At 61.9% G+C, this 22,420-nt stretch carries 20 protein-coding genes, 3 tRNA genes and 1 pseudogene; 16 read left to right on the top strand and 8 right to left on the bottom strand.

Translation table 11 applies throughout. The features are described from left to right. Window positions 1-83: 83 nt before the first annotated feature. The 3 genes from NDJ82_RS26935 to NDJ82_RS26925 are packed head-to-tail and all read right to left on the bottom strand — an operon-like array spanning window position 84 to window position 5,033. A complete protein-coding gene (locus NDJ82_RS26935; RefSeq protein ID WP_112194335.1) occupies window positions 84-1,985 on the bottom strand; it encodes an ATP-binding protein in 1,902 nt (633 codons plus the stop codon). After that, window positions 1,982-2,911: an ABC transporter substrate-binding protein gene (locus NDJ82_RS26930; protein ID WP_250926633.1), complete on the bottom strand. Its 930-nt coding sequence runs from the start codon at window positions 2,909-2,911 to the stop codon at window positions 1,982-1,984. Before NDJ82_RS26930 ends, NDJ82_RS26935 begins: the two co-directional genes overlap by 4 nt. A 1-nt stretch (window position 2,912) precedes the next feature. Beyond that, complete coding sequence (locus NDJ82_RS26925) at window positions 2,913-5,033, bottom strand: TonB-dependent receptor plug domain-containing protein (RefSeq protein ID WP_112194338.1); 2,121 nt, start codon at window positions 5,031-5,033, stop codon at window positions 2,913-2,915. Window positions 5,034-5,228: 195 nt separating this feature from the next. On the opposite strand from NDJ82_RS26925, the gene NDJ82_RS26920 reads away from it, so the two are divergent. From NDJ82_RS26920 to NDJ82_RS26885, 8 genes are all read left to right on the top strand, one after another. Next, complete coding sequence (locus NDJ82_RS26920; RefSeq protein WP_032889192.1) at window positions 5,229-6,254, top strand: NAD(P)H-dependent glycerol-3-phosphate dehydrogenase; 1,026 nt, start codon at window positions 5,229-5,231, stop codon at window positions 6,252-6,254. A gap of 10 nt (window positions 6,255-6,264) precedes the next feature. After that, window positions 6,265-6,612 carry a DUF4389 domain-containing protein gene (locus NDJ82_RS26915; RefSeq protein WP_029292722.1) on the top strand — a complete coding sequence of 116 codons (348 nt, stop codon included), beginning with the start codon at window positions 6,265-6,267 and terminating at the stop codon, window positions 6,610-6,612. Beyond that, window positions 6,609-7,058: a phosphohistidine phosphatase SixA gene (gene sixA / locus NDJ82_RS26910; RefSeq protein ID WP_099586727.1), complete on the top strand. Its 450-nt coding sequence runs from the start codon at window positions 6,609-6,611 to the stop codon at window positions 7,056-7,058. Before NDJ82_RS26915 ends, sixA begins: the two co-directional genes overlap by 4 nt. Window positions 7,059-7,181: 123 nt before the next feature. Next, window positions 7,182-7,625, top strand: coding sequence for a hotdog fold thioesterase (locus tag NDJ82_RS26905; RefSeq protein ID WP_112194342.1), 444 nt, complete (start codon window positions 7,182-7,184; stop codon window positions 7,623-7,625). A gap of 96 nt (window positions 7,626-7,721) precedes the next feature. After that, on the top strand, window positions 7,722-8,525 hold the full coding sequence (locus tag NDJ82_RS26900) for an alpha/beta fold hydrolase (RefSeq protein ID WP_099586725.1): 804 nt from the start codon (window positions 7,722-7,724) through the stop codon (window positions 8,523-8,525). Then, the gene (locus tag NDJ82_RS26895; RefSeq protein WP_099586724.1) at window positions 8,522-9,376 is read left to right on the top strand and encodes an alpha/beta hydrolase; all 855 of its coding nucleotides are present in this window, start codon (window positions 8,522-8,524) and stop codon (window positions 9,374-9,376) included. Before NDJ82_RS26900 ends, NDJ82_RS26895 begins: the two co-directional genes overlap by 4 nt. Before the next feature lie 102 nt (window positions 9,377-9,478). Beyond that, window positions 9,479-10,297, top strand: a complete 819-nt coding sequence (locus NDJ82_RS26890; protein WP_112194344.1) for a DUF4892 domain-containing protein — start codon at window positions 9,479-9,481, stop codon at window positions 10,295-10,297. Between the two features lie 73 nt (window positions 10,298-10,370). Continuing rightward, complete coding sequence (locus tag NDJ82_RS26885) at window positions 10,371-11,432, top strand: AI-2E family transporter (RefSeq protein WP_099586722.1); 1,062 nt, start codon at window positions 10,371-10,373, stop codon at window positions 11,430-11,432. Here the strand turns inward: NDJ82_RS26885 and NDJ82_RS26880 are convergent. Beyond that, window positions 11,429-12,466, bottom strand: coding sequence for a sensor histidine kinase (locus NDJ82_RS26880; RefSeq protein WP_250926632.1), 1,038 nt, complete (start codon window positions 12,464-12,466; stop codon window positions 11,429-11,431). The genes NDJ82_RS26885 and NDJ82_RS26880 overlap by 4 nt on opposite strands. Then, complete coding sequence (locus NDJ82_RS26875; protein WP_099586832.1) at window positions 12,466-13,230, bottom strand: response regulator; 765 nt, start codon at window positions 13,228-13,230, stop codon at window positions 12,466-12,468. Before NDJ82_RS26875 ends, NDJ82_RS26880 begins: the two co-directional genes overlap by 1 nt. A 259-nt stretch (window positions 13,231-13,489) precedes the next feature. On the opposite strand from NDJ82_RS26875, the gene pyrF reads away from it, so the two are divergent. Further along, window positions 13,490-14,188 (top strand): orotidine-5'-phosphate decarboxylase, encoded by a 699-nt coding sequence (gene pyrF / locus NDJ82_RS26870; protein WP_099586720.1) that lies wholly within the window; start codon window positions 13,490-13,492, stop codon window positions 14,186-14,188. 97 nt (window positions 14,189-14,285) lie between these two features. Here pyrF and NDJ82_RS26865 read toward each other — a convergent pair whose 3' ends face one another. Next, on the bottom strand, window positions 14,286-15,293 hold the full coding sequence (locus NDJ82_RS26865; protein ID WP_158877354.1) for an NADP-dependent oxidoreductase: 1,008 nt from the start codon (window positions 15,291-15,293) through the stop codon (window positions 14,286-14,288). A 228-nt stretch (window positions 15,294-15,521) separates the two neighbouring features. On the opposite strand from NDJ82_RS26865, the gene NDJ82_RS26860 reads away from it, so the two are divergent. From NDJ82_RS26860 to NDJ82_RS27810, 4 genes and pseudogenes are all read left to right on the top strand, one after another. Then, window positions 15,522-16,283, top strand: a complete 762-nt coding sequence (locus tag NDJ82_RS26860; protein WP_158877356.1) for an SDR family oxidoreductase — start codon at window positions 15,522-15,524, stop codon at window positions 16,281-16,283. 201 nt (window positions 16,284-16,484) lie between these two features. Next, window positions 16,485-17,897: an aminotransferase-like domain-containing protein gene (locus NDJ82_RS26855; protein WP_112194352.1), complete on the top strand. Its 1,413-nt coding sequence runs from the start codon at window positions 16,485-16,487 to the stop codon at window positions 17,895-17,897. A 115-nt stretch (window positions 17,898-18,012) separates the two neighbouring features. Beyond that, window positions 18,013-19,122: pseudogene (locus NDJ82_RS27815) on the top strand (HAMP domain-containing protein); the annotation flags it as partial. Next, the gene (locus NDJ82_RS27810; protein WP_502941249.1) at window positions 19,099-19,980 is read left to right on the top strand and encodes a methyl-accepting chemotaxis protein; all 882 of its coding nucleotides are present in this window, start codon (window positions 19,099-19,101) and stop codon (window positions 19,978-19,980) included. The pseudogene NDJ82_RS27815 and the gene NDJ82_RS27810, both read left to right, overlap by 24 nt. A 36-nt stretch (window positions 19,981-20,016) precedes the next feature. Here the strand turns inward: NDJ82_RS27810 and NDJ82_RS26845 are convergent, their stop codons facing one another. Together NDJ82_RS26845 and NDJ82_RS26840 are read right to left on the bottom strand one after the other, a co-directional pair. Continuing rightward, window positions 20,017-20,829: an alpha/beta fold hydrolase gene (locus tag NDJ82_RS26845; RefSeq protein WP_250926630.1), complete on the bottom strand. Its 813-nt coding sequence runs from the start codon at window positions 20,827-20,829 to the stop codon at window positions 20,017-20,019. A 99-nt stretch (window positions 20,830-20,928) separates the two neighbouring features. Further along, window positions 20,929-21,699 carry a hypothetical protein gene (locus NDJ82_RS26840; protein WP_099586714.1) on the bottom strand — a complete coding sequence of 257 codons (771 nt, stop codon included), beginning with the start codon at window positions 21,697-21,699 and terminating at the stop codon, window positions 20,929-20,931. 358 nt (window positions 21,700-22,057) lie between these two features. Here NDJ82_RS26840 and NDJ82_RS26835 point away from each other — a divergent pair. From NDJ82_RS26835 to NDJ82_RS26825, 3 genes are all read left to right on the top strand, one after another. Then, window positions 22,058-22,133 (top strand) — tRNA-Glu (locus NDJ82_RS26835). Between the two features lie 3 nt (window positions 22,134-22,136). Further along, a tRNA-Gly gene (locus NDJ82_RS26830) sits at window positions 22,137-22,212 on the top strand. A gap of 105 nt (window positions 22,213-22,317) precedes the next feature. Next, window positions 22,318-22,393, top strand: a tRNA-Glu gene (locus NDJ82_RS26825). The last annotated feature ends 27 nt before the right edge of the window (window positions 22,394-22,420 follow it).

Raw genomic sequence — 22,420 nt, 5'->3', positions numbered from 1 at the left:
CCCGTTTAAGGTGCCCGTTCGGGTGCCTAAGACTGCCGCACTTTCGTCTTTCACGCCAGTCGGACTTGGTTGATGGCGCAGCGCTACTGCACCCAACGCTGCAGGATTTGCTGCAAATCCGTGCGTTTGAACGGCTTCGCGAGGTAATCGTTCATGCCCGCCGCCAGGCAGGCTTCGCGGTCGCCCTGCAGCGCGTTGGCAGTGAGGGCGATGATCGGCAAGTCGGCACAGCCCGGCAAGTGGCGAATCTGCCTGGTGGCTTCGTAGCCATCGATCAGCGGCAGTCGGCAATCCATCAGGATCGCCGTGAAAATCAGGCTTTCGGCACTGCGGATCGCTTCGGCACCATCAGTGGCGAGGCTCACTTCAAACCCCAGGCTGCGCAGCATGGCTTCCACCACGGTGCGGTTGACGGGGTTGTCTTCCACCAGCAGCACATGACGGCCATCGCCGGCGCTGTGTTTGCCACCGGCATCCACAGCCACCGCGGGCAGGCTGTGTTGGTCGAGCGCCAGTGGAATTTCCAGGGTAAACACCGAACCACGGCCTTCTTCGCTCTGGGCGCGCAGGGTGCCGCCCATGCGTTCGGCCAGGGTGCGGGCGATGGGCAGCCCCAGGCCGGTGCCGCCGTAACGTCTTGAAATGGAACTGTCGGCCTGCTGGAACGCATCGAACATCAATTCCAGGCGCTCGGTGGAAATTCCGATGCCGCTGTCACGCACCGTGCAGGTGAACCACACCAGTTCATGGTCGAGCGTTTGCCAGTGGGGCTCAACGCTGATGCTGCCGTGCTCGGTGAACTTCAAGGCATTGCCGATCAGGTTCACTAGAATCTGGCGGATCCGCGTCGGATCGCCTTGTACCCGGAGTTCATCCATGCCTGGCGGGAGCGCCAGCCTGAGTTCCAACCCACGCTGCTGAGCATTGTGCTGAAACGCCTGGGCGCAACTGTTGATCAGGTCGGCCAGGTTGAACGAAATATGTTCCAGCTCCAGCGCCTCGCGTTCAATGCGCGAGAAGTCGAGGATATCGTTGATGACCTTGAGCAAGTGCTCGGTAGACTCGGAGGCCAGCGCCGCGTATTCGGTCTGCTCCTCGGTCATCTCGGTGGTTTCCAGCAGTTGCAGCATGCCCAGTACGCCGTTCATCGGCGTGCGCAGTTCGTGGCTCATCATGGCCAGGAAGTCCGACTTCGCATTGTTGGCGCGCTCGGCTTCTTCCCGGGTCTGGATCAACTGGGCCATGGCCTGTTGTTGTTCACGACTGGCCTGGTTGAGGCCTTCGGCCAAGTTGTTGATGTGTCGCGAAAGGTCGCCCAGCTCCGAATCATCGACAATCGGCAGCGGCGTCTTGTAGTCGCCTTGCTGGATCGCCTTGACCGCATGGCCCATGGCACTGATCGGTTGCGACAGGCTGGCGGCCAGGCGTCGGGCGAGCAGGAAGGTAAACAGCAAGGCGAACAGCGCCAGGATCCCGGCCTTGAACAGAATCTCCTGTTGGCGCTGGCTGAAGGCGTCATTGGACATGCCGACAATTACCCGTCCAAGGTAATCCGCGCGCGGCGCCTTGGATTCGCTGAGGTTGTCCTGGAAAAAGTCGTTGCCCAGCTGGATGTGTTGCAGGCGAATCGGCGCCTGGAACACTTTCACCGACAGCGAGCGGTCGTGTTTTTCCGATGCCTGCTCGACATACACCAGAATGTTTTCGCCGCTGTCCTGAATTTCCAGGAAGCGTACATGGGGCGTGGCCAGCGTCGCGCGCAGCAGGCTCTCAAGTACATCGTTGTTGCCCGAGATCACGCCGTATTCGGTAGCCGGGGCCAATTGGTTGGCGATCAACTGGCCCGTGTGGTCCAGTTCCTGGCGCAGGTCCTGGATACGCACGAAGGTGAAGAAGCTGATCAGCAGCAACGTCAGCAACAGCGCCGGACCGAGGGTGATGAGCTGGGTGCGGGTGTTGATGTCCCAACGACGGCGCAAGGTCATGGGCGTTTTTCTCCTTCGGCCAATCGGGCGGCGACGCTGGCTTCGTCTACCTGTTCAATGCCCAGTGAACGTGCGACTTGCGGGTTGCCCACGACTTTGAAGTGTTCGGGGTAGAGCGCGTGCGGCCAGCTGGTGGGTGGCTGGTCCAGCAGGCGGTCGAGTACTGCCAGCCAGTCGGCCTGGTCGCTGTAGGTGCTGGCCAGGCTACCGGCACGCACAAAACCGGCGTTCGGGCCCACCAGCGGCAATTGCTGGGCATAGCTGCTCAGCAGCAGGTTCTTGGCGGTCTTTGGGTTGTACAGCAGCGGATCGTCGAGGCCGAGCAGCACGTCACTGTCCCTGAGCAGGGCCTGCAGCGGGCGGCTGTCGTTGATGTTGTCCCAGAGCTGGGGCTTGATCTTCAGCTCCAGGGCCTCTGCATAGCGGCGCAGCTCGGGCAGCAGGAACTCACTCTCGGTGCTGTAGAGCACGCCGATGCGCTGCGCCTGAGGCAGGATGCTGGTGATCAGGCGCAGTTGGCGCTCCAGCGGCGGATCGCTCCACAACAGGCTGATCCGCGCATGCCGGGATGCCTGCGGACGCTGATGGGCTTGTAGCCGGCTGATGCGCAGCACCAGGGTTGGCGGGCCCTCGGGATCCTGCAGGCGCCAGTCCAGGCCGGGCAGGTCCAGCAGGATCAAGCGCGTGCTGGCAGGCAAGTGGCTGGGCGAGGGCAAGTCCTTGAGGGGCTTGAAGGTGACGTGGTCTTCGGGGCGTTGCTGGGCCAGGGCCTGGGTAAAGGTTTGTACCCCTGCACCGTCTTCGTCGGCGGTCAGCAGGATCTCGGCGCTCCACGCCGGTGCGGCCAGCCACAGGCAGGCCAGCAGCACGGCGCGTCGGCAGCCCTTATAGATAAAGAGGCAGGTCATCCGTGACGAGTCGCCCATGTCAGAACTCTAACTCCGCGCTGAAGTAGAGGACGTGGCGATGATCGTAAGTGTTGTCGGCCCAGGTGGTGGGCTGGTTGTCGAGACGTTGTTGCAGCATGCCGGCCAGCTCCACGTTGGCTTTGCCCAGGGCAATGCGCTTGGCCACCCGCAGGTCGACCCGTTCGAAGCGATATTGATTGAGTGCGTCGTCGCCATAGTAGAACAGCGCGCTCGACCAGCCCCGGCCCCATTCGCGCAACCAGCCGGCGGAGCCACTGTTGCGCGCCGTCTGGGCTTTGTCCCGTGGGTTGCTGGCGGTGGCGTCGACGTAAGCATAGGTCAGCCGCAAACGGTCGGCGTTGCTTACCCGCCAGTCGAACTGCGACTCGGCGCCGGTAAACCGCGAGCTGTTGGCGTTGCTGGCGATGTACTGGTTGTTGCGCAGGGGCGAGCTGATCATGTCGGTGATTTCGTCATAGAACAGTTTCACGTCCATGGTCAGCCCGATGTCGGCAAAGAACCCGTTGTAACCCAGTTCTCGCGAGCGCATCAGTTCTTTGTCGAGATTGCCCGGGCCACGGGTCTTCACGAAGTACTGCCCGGTGCTTTGCCCGTAGGCCGGGGAGCTGAGGTTGGTGACGCGGTAGCTCCAGTTGACGTTGTTCTCGAACATGTCCGGCGAACGGATCGCTTCGGAATACACCGCGCGCAGGCCGTGGCGCGGGTTGATCAGATAGTTGACCGCCACCCGTGGCGTCAGTGAGTGGCCGCTCAGGCGCGTGTCTTCGAACATGGCGCCGCCTTGCAGCAACCAATGCTCGCTGGCGCGCCATTCCAACTGGCCGAACAGGCGCCAAGTGGTGTCGTCCAGGGTGCCGTTGAAGTAGGTGTCGGAGTCGGCGCGGTCGTAGCGGTAGTTCATGCCGCTGACCAGGCGCAGGCTGTCGGACAGGCTGAGGGTGTCTTGGATTTCCAGGTCGTAACGGCTTTCGCGGGTGCTTTGGTTGATGTCACCGCACACGCTCTGGTTGGCGCCGTTGCGCCATTGATCCAACACCTGATTGGCCAAGGCTTGCTCGGCGGCACTGCCTGGCGGCGCGGAACCTTGGCTGTAGGTTTCCATGTGCCGGGCCAGCAATTCGGCGTAGTTGGGGTTGAGTTGCCACAACTGGGTCAGCTCGGGGCTGAACGAAACCTTGGCGTCGCAAGCCTTCCAGATTTGCTGGCGGTCCCACTGCTGCGCCGAACCTTGGACGTACAGGCTGTGTTCGGGGTTGAAGTCGATGTTCCAGCGAAGGGAGCCGGCGTAGTCCTTGGCCGTGACGTCGGAGTTATTACCGCCTTCGGTAATCCCGGCGAATACTGGTGTGTAGGTATACGGACGCTGATTGGTGCCTTCCTTGGCGTCCAGTTGCCAGTCGATGCTTTGCTGGGCGTTCAGCGTCTGACTCACTGCCAGGCTGAAGCGATTGAGTCGGCGGCTGTCACGGCGGTCGGCACCGGCAGCATCGCTGTCGAAACCATCGTCCTGTTGTCCGGACAGCGACAGGCGCAAATCACCGGTTTCCCAGCCGACGCCCTGGCTGGCATAGAAATCGTTGATCCCGCGTTCGCCGCGAATCACCTTGACCCTTGATCCGTGGCTGTTGGCCGGTGAGCGCGTAAGAATATTCACCACCGCCATCAGCGCATTGGCGCCGTAGCTGACGGTATTAGGGCCGCGGAACACTTCGATGCGCTCGATATCCTCCATGGCCACCGGAATGTCACTCCAGTCCACCGTGGCCAGGCCGGCGCGGTACACCGAGCGCCCGTCGATCAAGACCTGCATGCGTCGCGCATCGTTGGCGCTGGTGCCGTGGTAGTTCACCGCCGCCTGGTTGCCGGTGGTGTAGCCGACCATCATTCCCGGCACCAGGCGCAGCAGTTCGCTGATGTCCCGTGCGCCGCTGGCTTTGATCAGTTCGCTGTCGATCACGGTCATGCTGCCGGGCACGGCGGCGGCCGATTGCTTGAGGCGCGTGGCGGTCAAGACCTGCGGCAGCGGCTGGCTGTCAAGGAACAGATCGTCAGCCAGTACCGAGGTACTGCACAACAGCAGCAGCAATAGAGATGAGTGGGAAGGAGGGCCCAAAGACACGACACGGCCTTGATAATGACGGATAGCCGACCATGTTAACTGAGGCGGGGCCATTTGCCATTCGCCACACTTGCAATTACGTCACTCGTCCATGGCATTTTCCGACAGGCGCACGATTTGATTCGGGGGCTGGTCGCAAGCAGGTCGCCCCGTATAATGCCGCCATCGCCACTGGTATGGATTAACGGATTGCATATGACTGAACAGCGCCCTATTGCGGTCCTGGGAGGCGGAAGTTTTGGTACCGCCGTGGCAAACCTGCTGGCCGAGAACGGTCACGCAGTGCGCCAGTGGATGCGCGATCCCGAGCAGGCCGAGGCCATTCGCGTGCATCGGGAGAACCCTCGTTACCTCAAAGGCATCAAGATTCATCCGGCGGTCGAGCCGGTCACCGATCTGCTGGCCACCCTGACGGACTGCGACCTGTGTTTTGTCGCGCTGCCCTCCAGCGCCTTGCGCTCTGTGTTGGCGCCCCATGCCGAACGTCTGGCGGGCAAGATGCTGGTCAGCCTGACCAAGGGCATCGAGGCGCAGACCTTCAAGTTGATGAGTGAAATCCTTGAAGAAATTGCCCCTCAGGCACGCATCGGCGTGTTGTCCGGGCCGAACCTGGCGCGGGAAGTCGCCGAGCACGCGCTGACCGCCACCGTGGTCGCCAGCGAAGACGAAGCCCTGTGCGAGCGCGTCCAGGCGGTGCTGCATGGTCGTACTTTCCGTGTGTATGCCAGTAGCGATCGTTTCGGCGTCGAGTTGGGCGGTGCGCTCAAGAACGTCTACGCGATCATCGCCGGCATGGCGGTGGCCCTGGGAATGGGCGAAAACACCAAGAGCATGCTGATCACCCGCGCTTTGGCCGAGATGACGCGCTTTGCGGTGAATCAGGGTGCCAACCCGATGACCTTCCTCGGCCTCGCAGGCGTGGGCGACCTGATCGTCACGTGTTCTTCGCCGAAAAGCCGCAACTACCAAGTAGGTTTCGCCCTGGGCCAAGGCTTGAGCCTGGAAGACGCGGTGACGCGCCTGGGCGAAGTGGCCGAAGGCGTCAATACCCTCAAGGTGCTCAAGGCGAAGGCCCAGGAGGTGGGCGTATACATGCCGCTGGTCGCGGGGCTGCACGCGATCCTGTTCGAAGGGCGCACCTTGAACCAGGTCATCGAGTTGCTGATGCGCGCCGAGCCGAAAACCGATGTCGACTTTATTTCCACCAGTGGTTTCAACTGAGGAACGCGTCATGAACGATCCGAAAGCAGCTCCCAAGTACGAATCCATTGTCCTGCGCATCCTGTGGATGCTGGTGTTTGCCCTGGTGTGGCAAGTCGCGCAGTTCATTCTCGGCGCGCTGGTCGTGGTGCAATTGATCTATCGCTTGATCTACGGCGCACCGAACCTGGGCCTGATGAATTTTGGCGACAGTCTCAGCCAGTTCCTCGCCCAGATCGGCCGCTTCGGCAGCTTCCATAGCGAGCAGAAGCCTTGGCCCTTCGCCGACTGGCCAACCCCGCGCGCGCCCGAGGGCGAAGCCGCCCATAGCGTGCCCCCGGCGCCGCACCCAGTGCGCGATGAAGAGCCAAAACTGTGAAGTTGTGGATTCTGCGCCACGGCGAGGCCCAAGGGCATGCGCGTACGGATGCCGAACGCAATCTGACTGAGCATGGCCGTGGCGAAGTGTTGCGCAGTGCTGCGCATCTGATTGGCCAGCCGCTCAGCGCCATTATCGCCAGCCCCTACGTGCGGGCGCAGCAAACCGCGCAACTGGTACGCGAGGCGTTGGGGTTTGAACCAGAAATCCGCACGGTGCCGTGGCTGACGCCGGAGGGCAATCCACTGCAGGTGCTGGAAAAGCTCGACACGGATGACAACGTGCTGCTGGTCAGTCATCAACCCTTGGTCGGCAGCTTGATCAGCTTCTTGCAGCACGGCCACCCACGCCAGCCAGAACCGATGCACACCGCCAGCCTGGCGGAACTGGAGGGCGACTTCCCGCTGGCGGGGCTGATGAGCCTGGTGAGTGTGAAGAACCCGTAGGCTATATCGCTGCTTTATCCCTGCGGGGTGTAAACGGCTGTGCGGCGTCGATTTTGAAACGAGCGTTCCGATGCGGTTGTGTGGCAGGATTAGGGTCGTAATAAAACCAACAAGGACAATCGCATGAGCCTGTGGCGCAACCCACCGAATATAGAACAACTCAACGCCAGCCAGAAAAACACCATCGGTGAACTGCTGGATATCCGCTTTGAAAGCTTTGACGATGAATCCCTGACCGCCAGCATGGTGGTCGATCACCGTACCCATCAGCCTTACGGGCTGCTGCACGGCGGCGCTTCGGTGGTGCTGGCAGAAAGCGTTGGCTCCATGGCGGCTTACCTGTGCATCGACGGGAGCAAGTTCTATTGCGTAGGCCTGGAGATCAACGCCAATCACCTGCGGGGTGTGCGCAGCGGGCGAGTGACGGCGGTGGCCAAGGCGATCCATATCGGGCGCACCACGCAGGTGTGGGACATCCGTCTGACCACCGAAGATGGCAAGGCCAACTGCGTTTCCCGCTTGACCATGGCCGTGGTGCCGCTGGGCGAGAACCCGCCGCCGCGATAGGCGTGGCGTGAGTGTCACCATTCCTGGCAGTTACAGTCATTGCTGTGCTGCCCGGGCATGGTGACAATCAATCTCTGTTTTTATAGAGGGGCCGGTATGTCGCAGCACGTGTTTTTTGCCCACGCCAATGGCTTTCCTTCGGCCACCTACGGCAAGCTGTTTGCCGCCCTGGCCCCGGAATACACAGTGGCTCACCTGCCACAGCACGGTCACGACCCCAGGTTTCCGGTGGATGATAACTGGCAGAACCTGGTCGACGAGTTGATCCACCACCTGGAACAGCAGCCGGAACCGGTGTGGGGTGTGGGCCACTCCCTGGGCGGCGTGTTGCATTTGCACGCGGCCATGCGTTGCCCGCAGCTGTATCGCGGTGTGGTGATGCTCGACTCTCCGGTATTGACGCGTGCGGACCGCTGGGTGATCCGCGCCGCCAAGCGCTTCGGTTTTATCGACCGCCTGACCCCGGCCGGTCGCACCCTGGGCCGTCGTGAAGAGTTCACTGACCTCGACGCAGCGCGCAGCTATTTTGCCGGTAAGACCCTGTTCCGTGGCTTCGACCCGGAGTGCTTCGACGCTTACCTGCAACATGGTCTGTATCAAGCGGGCGACCGACTGCGCCTGCGCTTCGACCCGGCCACCGAAATCAGCATCTACCGTGGCGTGCCCCACACCAGCCCCGGTCAGGTGCGCCAGTTGAAGGTGCCGCTGGCGGTGGTGCGCGGTCGCCAGAGCCGGGTGGTGATGCGTCACCATGCCAGCGGGGTCGACCGTCTGCCCATGGGCGAAATGCTCACCATGCCCGGCGGCCACATGTTCCCCCTCGAACGCCCCCAGGACACTGCGACCTTGATCAAGACCCTGTTTGCCCGCTGGGAAGCCCGTGAGCGCAGTTGCGCATGAGCGCGCCGGTCGAAGAAGTGCGCCTGAGCCTGCCCCATATCGAATTGGCGGCCCACCTGTTTGGTCCCGAAGACGGTTTGCCGGTGATTGCCCTGCATGGCTGGCTGGACAACGCCAACAGTTTTGCGCGCCTGGCGCCCAAGCTCACGGGCTTGCGTATCGTGGCGCTGGACATGGCCGGCCATGGGCATTCGGCGCACCGTCCTACGGGTGCCGGTTATGCGTTGTGGGATTACGTCCACGATGTACTGCAAGTCGCTGAGCAACTGGGCTGGAAACGTTTTGCATTACTTGGCCACTCCCTCGGTGCCATCGTTTCTCTGGTGCTGGCCGGCGCCATGCCGGAGCGGGTGACTCACCTGGGATTGATCGACGGCGTGATCCCACCCACCGCCAGCGGCGAGAACGCTGCCGAGCGCCTGGGCATGGCCTTGCAGGCGCAATTGAACCTGCAGGACAAGCGTAAGCCGGTCTACAGCACCTTGGACCGAGCGGTCGAAGCGCGCATGAAAGGCTTGGTGGCCGTCAGCCGTGAAGCCGCCGAGCTGCTGGCCCAGCGCGGTTTGATGCCGGTGCCGGGTGGTTACACCTGGCGTTCGGACAGTCGCCTGACACTGGCTTCACCGATTCGTCTGACCGATGAGCAGGCGATGGCCTTCGTGCGGCGTGTGGGATGCCCTACGCAGTTGGTGGTCGCCGCTGACGGCATGTTGGCGAAACATCCTGAATTGCTTTCCCAGCTACCCTTTACGGTAACCACACTGCCAGGCGGCCATCATTTGCACTTGAATGATGAGCCGGGTGCGGTCCTTGTTGCAGACTGTTTCAATCGGTTCTTCTCCGCGCCTTGACTTGGGGCGGTCAACTGCCGAGGCTGGGCGGATTGAAAGGGAGTCAACCATGAATGTTTTCAACACCGCTGTGACCTCCAATGGCCAGGGCTCGTTGAGCTTATGAGCGTGCGTAACGGCTGTATCCGTATCCTCGGGCTGAGCCTGCTCAGCCCACTGGTGTTCGCCGCCGACGTACCGGGCAGCCAGGACCTGCCCGCCGTGGCCCGGCAGGTCGACGCACAAATCGTCGATTACCGCCCCGCTGAAGAAAAAGAACGCATCTACCCCATGGGCGCGATCCGCAAGATCAGCGGCCAACTGCGCTATGAAGGCCAGGCCATCGCCCGAGGCCAAGCCACGGCGATTACCTACGAACTGCCCGCCGAACACAGCTCCGACGCTGCATTTACCTCTACCCGCGAAGCCTTGCAGGCCAAGGGCGCGCAACTGTTGTTCTGGTGCAAGGCCCGCGACTGTGGTGAAAGCAGCCTGTGGGCCAACGAGATCTTCGGCAACGCCAAGCTGGTCGGCGCCGATGGCCAGCAGGAATACCTGCTGCTGCGTCTGGCGGCCCCGCAGGACAACTCCCTGGTGGCGCTGTACGGCATCACCCGAGGCAACCGCCGTGCCTATCTGCACGTAGAACAACTGGACGCCAGCGCCCCGCTGGGCGACCTGTTGCCCACCTCGGCCACCCTGTTGCGCGAGTTGAAGAGCACCGGCGAACTGGACCTTCCAGCGCTGGGCGCCGAGCCCAGTGACACCTGGCTGACGCTGATCTCCCGTGGCTTGAACCTCGACACTACCTTGCGTGTCAGCCTATCCGGGCCCACTGCCGAAGCCTGGCGCCAGGCACTGGTCGACAAAGGCGTGCGCGCTGCGCGCCTGGAAACCGGTACCGGTGAAACCAAAGGCCTGCACCTGCATCTGATACGCTGACCGCCTATAAGGCGAACGGACCCGAGCCGTTCGCCTAAGCTTACTTCCTACAGCCTTTTTTCCGAGATACCCCATGCTCAATAACGATCGCCTGCTGGTGCAAATCCTGCTGCTGGTGCTGTTTGGTGCCAGTTTCTGGGTGATGGCGCCGTTCTGGTCGGCGCTGTTCTGGGGCGCGGTGCTGGCGTTTGCCAGTTGGCCGTTGATGGTGCTGCTGACGCGCTGGCTGGGTGGCCGTGAATCCCTGGCCGCTGGCATCCTGACCCTGGGCTGGATGCTGTTGGTGGCGGTGCCGCTGGTGTGGCTGGGGTTCAACCTGGCGGACCATGTGCGTGATGCGGTGGCGTTGATCAAGGATATCCAGGTCGACGGGCTGCCCGAGGCGCCAACCTGGCTGGGCTCAATCCCCTTTTTGGGGGAGCGCCTGGTCGGAATGTGGAACAGCATCGACGAGCAGGGCGCCGCGCTGATGGTCAGCATCAAGCCGTACCTGGGCCAGGTGGGCAACTGGCTGTTGGCGCGCAGCGCGCAGATCGGCGGCGGTATTCTTGAGCTGACCCTGAGCCTGGTGTTCGTGTTCTTTTTCTATCGCGACGGGCCACGGTTAGCGATGTTCGTCCATCGGCTGCTCGAACGCTTGATCGGCGAGCGTGCCGGTTATTACATCGAATTGGTCGCGGGGACCGTGCAACGGGTCGTCAACGGCGTGATCGGCACCGCCGCTGCCCAGGCCGTGCTGGCGCTGATCGGCTTCTGGATTGCCGGAGTGCCTGGCGCGCTGGTGCTCGGCATCGTGACCTTCCTGCTCAGCCTGATTCCCATGGGGCCGCCGTTGGTGTGGATCCCGGCCACGGCGTGGCTGGCCTGGAAGGGCGATTACACCTACGCGGTGTTTCTGGGTGTGTGGGGGACGTTCATCATCAGTGGCGTGGACAACGTGCTCAAGCCGTACCTGATCAGCCGTGGCGGCAATCTGCCGCTGGTGATTGTGTTGCTCGGGGTGTTCGGCGGCTTGATCGCGTTTGGTTTTATCGGTCTGTTTATCGGCCCGACCCTGTTGGCCGTGGCGTACAGCCTGTTGATGGATTGGAGCGCAACCCAGGCTCAAGGGCGACGCGAAGACAAACCTCTCTAAGTCCTGGGCAGCCACATCACGGCGGTCAAACCGCCGCCTGGGGTTTCCTCCAGGCTCAGGCGACCGCCGAGGCGCTCAGCGGCGTCCTTGGAAATCGTCATGCCCAGGCCGACGCCACCGGAATTGCGGTTGCGTGAGCCTTCCAGGCGGAAGAAGGGCTCGAATACGGCTTCGCGCTGATCGGCCGCAATTCCCGGGCCGTGGTCGATCACGCGGATGATCAGGGCTTCACGGCTATCCTCCAGTTCAACCCGCGCCGTGCCGGCATAGCGCAAGGCGTTGTCGATCAAGTTGTTCAAGCACGAGCGCAGGGCCATCGGTTGCACCTGTAACGGCACGCAAGTGCCGGCGAACTGCACGTCGCAGCCCTGGTCCTGGGCGTTTTCACTCAGTGACTCCACCAGCGCCTGCACATCCAGCCAATGTCGGGTTTCGCTGGTGCGCTGCTCGTGCAGGTAGCTCAGGGTGGCATCAAGCATGCCGATCATGTCGTCCAGGTCCTGGCGCATCTGGCCCTGCAGCCTGGTGTCGTCGATCTGCTCCAGGCGGAGCTTGAGGCGTGACAGCGGAGTGCGCAGGTCGTGGGAGACGGCGCCGAGCATGCGTGCACGTTGGCTGACTTGTTCGCGGATACGGCGTTGCATCAGGTTGAAAGTCGATGCCGCTTTGCGCGCTTCCTGCGGCCCCGACTCATCCAGCGGCGGGCTGTCGAGGTCCAGGCTCAGGCGTTCGGCGGCTTCGCTCAGGCGCTGGATCGGTCGGCTCAGCAGCTTGGCGCCATACCAGGCGGCGATGATCAGGCAGATGAACTGGAACGTCAGTGGGACTACCGGGCCGCCAAACCACGGGCGACGATGTTCCTTATGCACCGGCATCAAAGTACCGTCCGGTTCCTCGACAAACGTTTCCTGAGGCGGCGGCGGGGGAGGGCCGTAATAACGGAACCAAGAAATCGCCAGTACATGTGCCAGCACAATCGCCACCAGCAACACGCCGAACAGCCGACCGAACAGCGTATTGAAGGGGGTACGCATCAGCCGATATCCCGCGCGTCAAACAGGTAGCCTTCGCCGCGCACGGTCTTGATCAACTGCGGCGCCTTGGGATCATCCCCCAGTTTCTGACGCAGGCGCGAGACCAGCAAATCGATGCTGCGATCAAACGCTTCAATGGACCGACCACGGGCGGCATCCAGCAACTGCTCGCGGCTCAACACCCGGCGCGGGCGCTCGATAAACACCCACAACAGACGGAACTCGGCGTTGGACAGCGGCACTACGAGGCCATCGTCCGCCACCAGTTGGCGCAGCACGCTGTTGAGGCGCCAGTTGTCGAAGCGGATATTGGCGCGCTGCTCGGTGCGGTCATCGCGTACGCGGCGCAGGATGGTCTGGATACGTGCCACCAGTTCGCGTGGTTCGAACGGCTTGGACATGTAGTCGTCGGCGCCCAGCTCCAGGCCGATGATGCGGTCGGTGGGCTCGCAGCGGGCGGTGAGCATCAGGATCGGAATATCCGAATCCGAGCGCAGCCAGCGGCACAGCGACAGGCCGTCCTCGCCCGGCAGCATCAGGTCGAGCACCACCACGTCAAAGGTTTCGGCTTGCATCGCCTGGCGCATTGCGGCGCCGTCGGTGACGCCAGTGGCGAGAATATTGAAGCGTGCCAGGTAGTCGATCAGCAGTTCGCGAATCGGCACATCGTCGTCGACGATCAGCGCACGGGTGTTCCAGCGCTTGTCATCGGCGGTCACCGCGCCTTTTTGCTCGTCGTTCACAGGGACAAAAGGGGTATGCATAATGCGATCATCTGCCTGGTTGTTGCGGTCAGCATAGGCGCCCAGCCCCATGGCTGGAAGTGCTGGTCGGAGGGTAGTGCGGGCGAGGCTAGCGGCGGGGCGTGTTGGGGGCATGTCGTGAATGTATCAGCTTTGAAACATTTGCCCGAAAGGCCCGTGAAATGGCGGTTGGTCAGTATTTACCGATCATCGGATCCCGCAACGCCGCTGCTTGCGCTACAATCCGCGCCGATTTCGACTTGCCTGAGAGCCCATTCCAATGTCCGTCTGCCAGACTCCTATCATCGTCGCCCTGGATTACCCCACCCGTGACGCCGCACTGAAGCTGGCTGACCAGTTGGACCCCGCGCTTTGCCGGGTCAAGGTCGGCAAGGAACTGTTCACCAGTTGCGCCGCAGAAATCGTCGGCACCCTGCGTGACAAAGGCTTCGAAGTGTTCCTCGACCTGAAATTCCACGATATCCCGAATACCACCGCCATGGCGGTCAAGGCCGCCGCCGAAATGGGCGTGTGGATGGTCAACGTGCACTGCTCCGGCGGCCTGCGCATGATGACGGCCTGCCGCGAAGTGCTGGAACAGCGCAGCGGCCCTAAACCGCTGCTGATCGGCGTGACCGTGCTGACCAGCATGGAGCGCGAAGACCTGGCCGGTATCGGCCTGGACATCGAGCCTCAGGAGCAGGTGCTGCGTCTGGCCGCGTTGGCCCAGAAGGCCGGCCTCGACGGCCTGGTGTGTTCGGCCCTGGAAGCCCAGGCGCTGAAAACCGCCCACCCGTCGCTGCAATTGGTGACCCCGGGGATCCGCCCGGCGGGCAGTGCCCAGGATGACCAGCGGCGTATCCTGACGCCACGCCAGGCACTGGATGCGGGTTCCGATTACCTGGTAATCGGCCGTCCGATCAGCCAGGCGGCGGATCCGGCCAAGGCGTTGGCGGCGGTTGTTGCCGAGATCGCCTGATCCCTGACGCTGTGAGAACCCCATGTGGGAGGGAGCTTGCCCCCGATGGCCCTGCGCATCGCAGGCAAGCCAGCTCCCACATTGGTTTTGCGCTGTATCAGCTGACCTTCAGAACCAACTTCCCAAAGTTCTCGCCGTTGAACAGCTTCATCAACGTCTCCGGGAACGTCTCCAGCCCCTCGACAATATCTTCCTTGCTCTTGAGCTTGCCCTGAGCCATCCAGCCGGCCATTTCCTGCCCGGCGGCGGCAAAATTCGCCGCGTGATCCATCACCACAAAGCCTTCCATCCGCGCGCGATTGACCAGCAGTGACAGGTAGTTCGCCGGGCCTTTCACCGCTTCCTTATTGTTGTACTGGCTGATGGCGCCACAGATCACCACGCGAGCCTTCAACGCCAGGCGGCTGAGTACTGCGTCCAGGATGTCGCCGCCGACGTTATCGAAATACACATCCACGCCCTTCGGGCATTCGCGCTTGAGAGCGGCGGGTACGTCTTCGTTCTTGTAATCGATGGCCGCGTCAAAACCCAATTCGTCCACCAGGAACCTGCACTTGTCGGCGCCACCGGCGATGCCGACCACGCGGCACCCTTTAAGCTTGGCGATCTGCCCGGCAATACTGCCTACGGCGCCGGCTGCGCCTGAGATCACCACGGTGTCACCCGACTTGGGCGCGCCGGTGTCCAGCAGCGCGAAGTAGGCCGTCATGCCGGTCATGCCCAGTGCAGAAAGGTAGCGGGGCAGCGGGGCAAGCTTAGGGTCGACGGTGTAGAAGCCGCGGGGCTCGCCGAGGAAATAATCCTGCACGCCCAAGGCACCGTTCACGTAGTCCCCGACCGCGAATTTCGGGTTGTTCGAAGCAATCACCTTGCCCACGCCGAGTGCGCGCATCACCTCGCCGATGCCGACGGGCGGAATGTAGGACTTACCCTCATTCATCCAGCCGCGCATGGCTGGGTCGAGGGACAAGTATTCATTGCGTACCAGCACTTGCCCGTCCTGGGGCGTGCCCACCGGCACTTCCTGATAGGTGAAGGTGTCCCGCGTCGCCGCGCCGACCGGGCGTTTGGCGAGCAGGAATTGGCGGTTGGTCTGGGCGGTCATGGCAGGGACTCTTTAAAAGTGGAGCATGAGTGATAGACCTTGAACGGCTTGGGGGCAAGGCTGGCTTTGGGTGCGAATGCTGCTCGATAGGCTGCGTTGATAGTGCGCCCGGTGTCGTTATCACTGGTGCGCATGCTGCCCTAACCGGGCTTTTGATAGTGCTGACGCGTCCGGCGTGCTGTTGGCTAGACTCGTCCCACGGCTATTTCTCCCATAGGACATCCCCCCATGAGCATGACGTTTTCTGGCCAGGTCGCCCTGGTGACCGGCGCCGCCGCCGGTATTGGTCGCGCTACCGCGCTGGCGTTCGCCGCCGAAGGCTTGAAGGTTGTGGTTGCCGACCTGGATGTGGCGGGCGGCGAGGGCACCGTCGCGCTGATCCACCAGGCCGGTGGCGAGGCACTGTTTGTGCGCTGCAACGTCACGCAGGAGACGGATGTTCAGCAGTTGATGGCGCAGACCGTCAGCGCTTATGGCCGCCTGGACTATGCCTTTAATAATGCCGGCATCGAGATTGAGAAGGGCAAGCTGGCTGACGGCAGCCTGGATGAGTTCGACGCCATCATGGGCGTCAACGTCAAAGGCGTATGGCTGTGCATGAAGTACCAGTTGCCGCTGCTGCTGGCACAGGGTGGCGGCGCTATCGTCAACACCGCGTCGGTCGCGGGGCTTGGCGCGGCGCCGAAGATGAGCATCTACGCGGCCTCCAAGCATGCGGTGATCGGCCTGACCAAATCGGCGGCCATCGAGTACGCCAAGAAGAAAATCCGCGTCAACGCCGTCTGCCCCGCAGTGATCGACACCGACATGTTCCGCCGTGCCTATGAAGCCGACCCCCGCAAGGCCGAATTCGCCGCCGCCATGCACCCGGTCGGACGTATCGGCAAGGTCGAGGAAATCGCCAGCGCCGTGCTTTACCTGTGCAGCGACGGAGCGGCGTTCACCACCGGCCACGCCTTGGCCGTGGACGGTGGCGCGACGGCGATCTAGGACCTTGCGTCGGCCCCCATTCGAAATAGGCTGGGGCGCTGTGGGGCGTTTCCAGAGCTGGCACAACGCCGCGACCGAATATGTGTCATTAGGTAAATAACCCAATAAAATCAATACTTTAATAAATTTATGCGCCCGGCAATCAACCGCTTCTGTGCTTAACTCTTTGGGTTGATAACAGACAGTTGAAGTGAGTGGCTCATGGATTTAGGGATCGATCGACAAGCCCTTGTACCGGTGGTGCAGCAAATCGTCAGTGCAGTGGCGCAATGGATTCGCAAGGACGGGATCAGCCCCGGCACGCGCTTGCCGTCCATCCGCCAGTTGGCCCTGGATAACCTGCTCAGCCAATCCAGCGTGATCGAAGCACTCGAACGGATGGTCGCGCAGGGGGTGCTGGCGCCCCGGCAGGGCTCGGGATTTGTGGTGGCCCAGCCGGGGGATTCCCACGAAGGCAATTGGTATGAGGGGGCGGAGCGCGAATGGGGCAGCTTTGCCGACAACCCGCTGGGCGAGTTGAAACTGGGCTGCGGCTGGTTACCCGATGCCTGGCGCGAGAGCGATGACATCAGTTATGCGATTCGTGAAGTCACCCGCACCGACACTGCAGGCCTGTTCAACTACAGCACGCCGTTGGGGCTGCCCGCGTTGCGTGAGCAACTGCTCAAGCGCCTGACGCAGATTCATATCGCTTCCAGCGTGGACCGCATCCTCACGACCGCAGGCGCGGGCCATGCCCAGGACTTGCTGATACGCACGCTGCTCAAGGCAGGCGATTGCGTGGTGGTGGAAACACCGGGGTACGGCAACCTCTATCAGCAACTGGTGTTCCAGGGCGTGCAACTGCTGGAGGTGCCGCGTATACAGGGCGGTCCCGATCTCTCGGTCCTGGAAGCCTTGCTGCAGCAACATCGGCCCAAGTGCCTGTTCATCCACAGCGTTCATCACAACCCTACGGGTACGAGTTTGTGCCGCGAGGTGGCCGAGCGCCTGCTGGAGCTGGCTCACCGCGAAAACTTCCTGATCATTGAGGAAGACGTCTACGGTGACCTGCAACATGCCAGTTGCGTGCGGCTCGCGGCGTTGCCCCATGATGATCGGGTGATCTACGTCGCGAGTTTCTCCAAGACCTTGAGCAGTGCGTTGCGCGTGGGGTATCTGAGTGCCAGTTCGGCGATCATCGCGCAACTGGCCAGCCTCAAGACCTTGACCGGGTTCGGCACCTCGCGGTTCGCCGAGGCAGTGGTGGCCACGCTGCTGGCCAATGGCACCTATCGTAAATGGGTACAGCGCCTGCGCAAGCGACTGGGTACCGAAATGAAGGCCACCCTGCAAGTGCTGGAAGACGAAGAATGGGAGGTGTTCGCGGTGCCCGCCGGGGGCATGTTCCTGTGGACGCGACCGGGAGAGGTGCAGCCTTCGCTGTTACAGATGTGTGCCCGGCGGCTAGGGGTGTTGTTGTCTCCTGGGGCGTTGTTCAGCCCGACGGCGCAGGCCAGCGAGTGGCTGCGCATCAATGTGGCCTATGCAACTGATCCGCGGGCCTTGGCGTTGTTCAGTGCCATGGGACCCGCCAGATCGACCTCGACCATTCTGAAAACGACGAGCGTGTAGCTTTTTGCCATTATTGTGGCGCCAGCGTCTTGTGTTCAGTGCCTTGTGGTTGCGAATCTCGCTGCATGTCAATCGGGCTTGATGGCATCTGCCATTGCAAGAGGATTCAAGTGCAATGATTTCAGGCGTGCAACGACGTTTCGCCAACCTCGGTATGGCGAAAAAACTGGGCTTGGGCTTTATGCTGGTGCTGCTGCTGACCGCGTTGGTGGCGGCCATTGGCGTGTGGTCCCTGCAGACCGTTGGCCAGCGTTTCGAAGGGCTCAAGGCCATGTCGTCGCTCAATAGCGGCTTGCTCAAGGTGCGTCTGATCGAGCAGGACTACGCGCTGCACGCCGACCCCAAGGCGGTCGACGCGCTGCATGAAAGCGTCGACGCCTTGGCCGCCCAGGCCGCCGCCCTCAAGGCCCAGTCTGCGGCGAACGTGCCGGTGATGACCGATGTCGAGCAGGCACTGGCCGCTTACCGCAAAGCGTTCGATGAGTTTGTCGAACTGACCCAGACCAAGGATCTGGCGCTGGAAATGGCCAGCTGGTCGGTGTCCAGCGTGGCGAATAACCTTGATGTGTTGCAGGCCGGCCTTGCGGACGATGGGGCTTATGGCCTCAAGCAAAGCCAGGGCAAGGAGGGCGCCGAGTTTATCGAGCAGGCCGGACAGGTCAGTCAGGTATCGCGCTTGATGTTGCAAGCCATGAACGAAGCCCATGTGCGCCTGGACCAGAGCCGCAAAGTGGACGCCGAGGACGCCGAGCAAGGCAAGATCGAGCAGGCCGACCAGGCCTTGGCTCAGGTCGAACAGCTGAAAACCTCGGTCAAGGACTCCGGATACCAGACAGTGCTCAATGAAGTCTCCGGGCATATTGCTGCGTTCAGCGAGAAACTGGGTGAGTACACCGGCCTGCTGGCGCAGGAAAAAGTAGTCTACAAACAACTGCATGACCGGGCGGCCCTGGTGGTCAGCCGGGTCAATCAGGCCTATGACGCCGAAGACCTGTCGATGCAGGCACAACTGAAAAAAAGCGCACTGTTGATCATCGGCTCGTCGGCCCTGGCCTTGCTGGTGGGGCTGATTGCTGCATGGGTGATTACCCGTTTGATCGTCGCGCCGCTGCGCAGTGTGATTGCGGTGGCGCAGCAGATTGCCGCTGGGGATCTGAGCGGGCGCATGGAGGTCAGTCGTCGTGATGAGATCGGCCAGTTGATGCTGGCCATGCAACAGATGGGCAACGGCCTGAGCCAGATGGTCAGCGGCCTGCAGGCCGGAATCGAGCAATTGGCCAGCTCGGCGCAGACGCTCTCCAGCGTCACCGAGCAAACCAATGTCGAGGTCAGCAGCCAGAAGGAAGAAACCGAGCAGGTGGCCACCGCGATGAACCAGATGACCGCCACGGTGCACGACGTGGCGCGCAACGCCGAAGAGGCCGCGCAAGCCGCGCAGACGGCGGATGACAAGGTCGACAGTGGGCAGCAAGTGGTGCGCCAGAGTCTGCAGCGCATCGAGTTGCTGGCCACTTCCAGCACCAGTGCCAGTGCGAGCATCGAGAGCCTCAGTGCCGAAATCCAGAACATCGGCACCGTGCTGGGCGTGATCAAAAGCGTGGCGGAACAGACCAACCTGCTGGCCCTGAACGCGGCGATCGAAGCCGCGCGCGCAGGTGAACAGGGCCGTGGTTTTGCGGTAGTGGCCGATGAGGTGCGGGCGCTCGCCAAGCGTACCCAGCAATCAACCGAAGAAATCGAGCGGTTGGTCAGCACTTTGCGCAGCGCGGCGCAATCCTCGGTGCAGCAGATCCAGCAAAGCGGCGAGCTGGTCAAACTGGCGGTCAGCGATGCCCTGGAAACCGAAAGTGCCCTGGGCAGTATCGCGGGCGCGGTGTCGTTGATCCAGCAGATGAACCAGCAGATCGCCGCTGCGGCCGAGGAGCAAAGCTCGGTGGCCGAAGAGATCAACCGCAGCGTCACCAGTATCCGGGCGAGTGCCGATCAGTCGGCGTTGAGCATGCAGGGCAACGCGGCGTCGAGCATCCAGCTGGCGCAGTTGGGGGCGGAGCTCAAGGGGATGGTGGGGCATTTCCGCCTTTGACCGCAGTGCAGAGGCTGCGATCAAAGGGGAGGGCGATCAGGCGTGGTTGGCGAGAAAGGTCAGCAGCGCTTCGTTGACGAAGTCCGGGTTTTCGCGGCTGGAGATATGCCCGGCGCCTGGAATCAACGTCAGGGCACAGCCAATCAGTTCGGCCATTTCCTTGGATTCGGTGGGTGGGCGGGGTTTGTCCTGCTCGCCGCACATCACCAGGGTGGTGTCAGCGTCCAGGTCCGACAGCTGTTCCAGCACGTCGTCGCGGCTGAAGATCAACCGACCCAAGGGCACGATGCTCTGCAGCAGGCGGTCTCGGGAAAAGGCTTGCAGCGACGCGCGAAAGTCCTGGTAGAGCGCTGATTTGCGGTCGATCTCCGGGCGGAAGAAGATCGGCGCGATCACATCCAGCAACGGCTCGGGAATCGCGCCGGCGTCTTCAATCATCTTGAACAGCGAGAAGTAATACTGGCGCGTAGCCTCGGGCTCTGCGCCGAGGTAGGTGTCCAGCAGCACCAGGCTATTGATGCGCTCGGGCGCCTTCAACGCCAGGCGCGCCCCCCACATACCGCCGACCGAGAGGCCCACCAGGTTGATCTGCGTAATATCCAAGTGATCCAGCAGGGCCAGGTTCTGGCGCGCGAGGTCGTCGAGGGAGCGAGTCTGCGTGGGTAGTTGGCCCGATTCACCGTGGCCCCAGAGTTCGGGCACGATCACACGGTACTGTTGCGACAGGGCTTCGATCTGCGGCGCCCACATGTCGCGGTCCCACAGGTAGCTGGAGCCGAGCAGGACGGCCGGGCCGGTGCCCTGGTCGAGATAATGCAGTGGTTGTCCATCAATGACGGCGATAGGCATAGCAGGCCTCTGACTTCACGGAGTGAGGGGCACTTTTTTACGCTAGTCGGCGGGTGGAGGATAGGTGCCAGGGTGATGGCACCTATTGTTTCGCGAGCATCAGTCGTAGATGACTTTCTTCTTCCACTCGGCGTCGGCTTCGACTTCTTTCATGCCTTCGGTCAATTCGCTGACTTCTTCTACCGCCTGTTGGCTGTTAGCCAGCACCGTGGAGTTGGCGCGGGCCAGTTGGCCTTCCAGTTGTTGCAACTGGGCGCTGTAGAGCACCGGCTCCGGCTGCTTGCGCAGGTACTGCACGCCACGTTCGAAAGCCAGTCGTGCCTGGCCTGGTTGGCCTTGCTGCAGCGCGTGCTGGCCGAGATTGTTGAAGAATTCGATGTGCAGCAGCACCAGGATATGGCGGATTTCCTTGATCCAGTGCTTGGCTTCGTTGGAGGGCAGGAAGCCATCCTGGGCCGCGCGCGTTACCTGGCCGTGCAGGGCTTCGAGCAGGAAACGCACGTCCTTGGCCTTGGCTTCGGTCTGGATCGGTGCCGGCGGGTTGTTTACCGGGATGGATTCGCCCTGGGCCACCAAGGTGTTCAGCTCGGTGATGCGCGCCTTGATCGGTGCACTGGTCTTGTTGAGATTCAACAACCGCTGGTTGACGTTGAGCTCCAGGCGGGTCAACAACAGTTTGAGCGCCGGCGTCATCAGTTGGCCTGGGAATGTTTCGGTGATCTCACCGCAACGGCGCAGGCGATCGTTAAGCTCGATCTGGGTGCGCTGCTTTTCCAGCTTGTTGTTTTCCACCACGTGGTTCATGTAGCCAATGGCGATCAGTATTGCGATCCCGGCTATTACCAGCAGGGTGATCATGAGTGGTGTCACCGGTGTGACCTCTTTATAGGGTTTGCAGTGGAGTGTAGTGACTGAGCCGGCTATCGGATAGGTCTGATCGACCAGTTGCCCAGGTAGTTTCTTCTATATAGATACGCGCTCCCTGCGTGAATGCACATTGCCATCATTTGCCAGGGCGAACTATAGCGTCTTGTCGGGTGCCAGAATATAGGCGTCAAGGTGCGGACAGGCAGAATGCCCGCAAGCGCCGGTAAACGCGGGCGAAGTCATTGATTTTAATAAATTTATCCTTGGGGGTTGACGACCTCCCAATCCATCCATAGAATGCGCGCCACTTAAAGCGTAAAGCACACAGCGAAACGCGATGAGTAGTGAATGTTGTACGTGTGTCCCCTTCGTCTAGTGGCCTAGGACACCGCCCTTTCACGGCGGTAACAGGGGTTCGAGTCCCCTAGGGGACGCCATATGCGGGAATAGCTCAGTTGGTAGAGCACGACCTTGCCAAGGTCGGGGTCGCGAGTTCGAGTCTCGTTTCCCGCTCCAATTTACAAACAGTGTGGCTTTAGGGCGGCACTGAGTGAAACCAGGACCCCATCCTCGGATGCGGCCTCTGGGCACTGAAGCACACACCATGTGTTTCAGTAGCGTGTCCCCTTCGTCTAGTGGCCTAGGACACCGCCCTTTCACGGCGGTAACAGGGGTTCGAGTCCCCTAGGGGACGCCATTTGCGGGAATAGCTCAGTTGGTAGAG

The organism is Pseudomonas sp. SR18 (assembly GCF_023701505.1).
Lineage (GTDB): Bacteria > Pseudomonadota > Gammaproteobacteria > Pseudomonadales > Pseudomonadaceae > Aquipseudomonas > Aquipseudomonas cyclaminis.
This window is presented reverse-complemented; position numbering and strand designations above follow the sequence as displayed.

What these genes read in the sequence shown, in the direction of transcription:
- NDJ82_RS26935 (WP_112194335.1), bottom strand. Translation starts at nt 1,985, where the DNA reads ATGACCTTGCGCCGTCGTTGGGACATCAACACCCGCACCCAGCTCATC.
- NDJ82_RS26930 (WP_250926633.1), bottom strand. Translation starts at nt 2,911, where the DNA reads ATGGGCGACTCGTCACGGATGACCTGCCTCTTTATCTATAAGGGCTGC.
- NDJ82_RS26920 (WP_032889192.1), top strand. Translation starts at nt 5,229, where the DNA reads ATGACTGAACAGCGCCCTATTGCGGTCCTGGGAGGCGGAAGTTTTGGT.
- NDJ82_RS26915 (WP_029292722.1), top strand. Translation starts at nt 6,265, where the DNA reads ATGAACGATCCGAAAGCAGCTCCCAAGTACGAATCCATTGTCCTGCGC.
- NDJ82_RS26905 (WP_112194342.1), top strand. Translation starts at nt 7,182, where the DNA reads ATGAGCCTGTGGCGCAACCCACCGAATATAGAACAACTCAACGCCAGC.
- NDJ82_RS26900 (WP_099586725.1), top strand. Translation starts at nt 7,722, where the DNA reads ATGTCGCAGCACGTGTTTTTTGCCCACGCCAATGGCTTTCCTTCGGCC.
- NDJ82_RS26895 (WP_099586724.1), top strand. Translation starts at nt 8,522, where the DNA reads ATGAGCGCGCCGGTCGAAGAAGTGCGCCTGAGCCTGCCCCATATCGAA.
- NDJ82_RS26890 (WP_112194344.1), top strand. Translation starts at nt 9,479, where the DNA reads ATGAGCGTGCGTAACGGCTGTATCCGTATCCTCGGGCTGAGCCTGCTC.
- NDJ82_RS26885 (WP_099586722.1), top strand. Translation starts at nt 10,371, where the DNA reads ATGCTCAATAACGATCGCCTGCTGGTGCAAATCCTGCTGCTGGTGCTG.
- NDJ82_RS26880 (WP_250926632.1), bottom strand. Translation starts at nt 12,466, where the DNA reads ATGCGTACCCCCTTCAATACGCTGTTCGGTCGGCTGTTCGGCGTGTTG.
- NDJ82_RS26875 (WP_099586832.1), bottom strand. Translation starts at nt 13,230, where the DNA reads ATGCATACCCCTTTTGTCCCTGTGAACGACGAGCAAAAAGGCGCGGTG.
- pyrF (WP_099586720.1), top strand. Translation starts at nt 13,490, where the DNA reads ATGTCCGTCTGCCAGACTCCTATCATCGTCGCCCTGGATTACCCCACC.
- NDJ82_RS26865 (WP_158877354.1), bottom strand. Translation starts at nt 15,293, where the DNA reads ATGACCGCCCAGACCAACCGCCAATTCCTGCTCGCCAAACGCCCGGTC.
- NDJ82_RS26860 (WP_158877356.1), top strand. Translation starts at nt 15,522, where the DNA reads ATGAGCATGACGTTTTCTGGCCAGGTCGCCCTGGTGACCGGCGCCGCC.
- NDJ82_RS26855 (WP_112194352.1), top strand. Translation starts at nt 16,485, where the DNA reads ATGGATTTAGGGATCGATCGACAAGCCCTTGTACCGGTGGTGCAGCAA.
- NDJ82_RS27810 (WP_502941249.1), top strand. Translation starts at nt 19,099, where the DNA reads ATGCTGGCCATGCAACAGATGGGCAACGGCCTGAGCCAGATGGTCAGC.
- NDJ82_RS26845 (WP_250926630.1), bottom strand. Translation starts at nt 20,829, where the DNA reads ATGCCTATCGCCGTCATTGATGGACAACCACTGCATTATCTCGACCAG.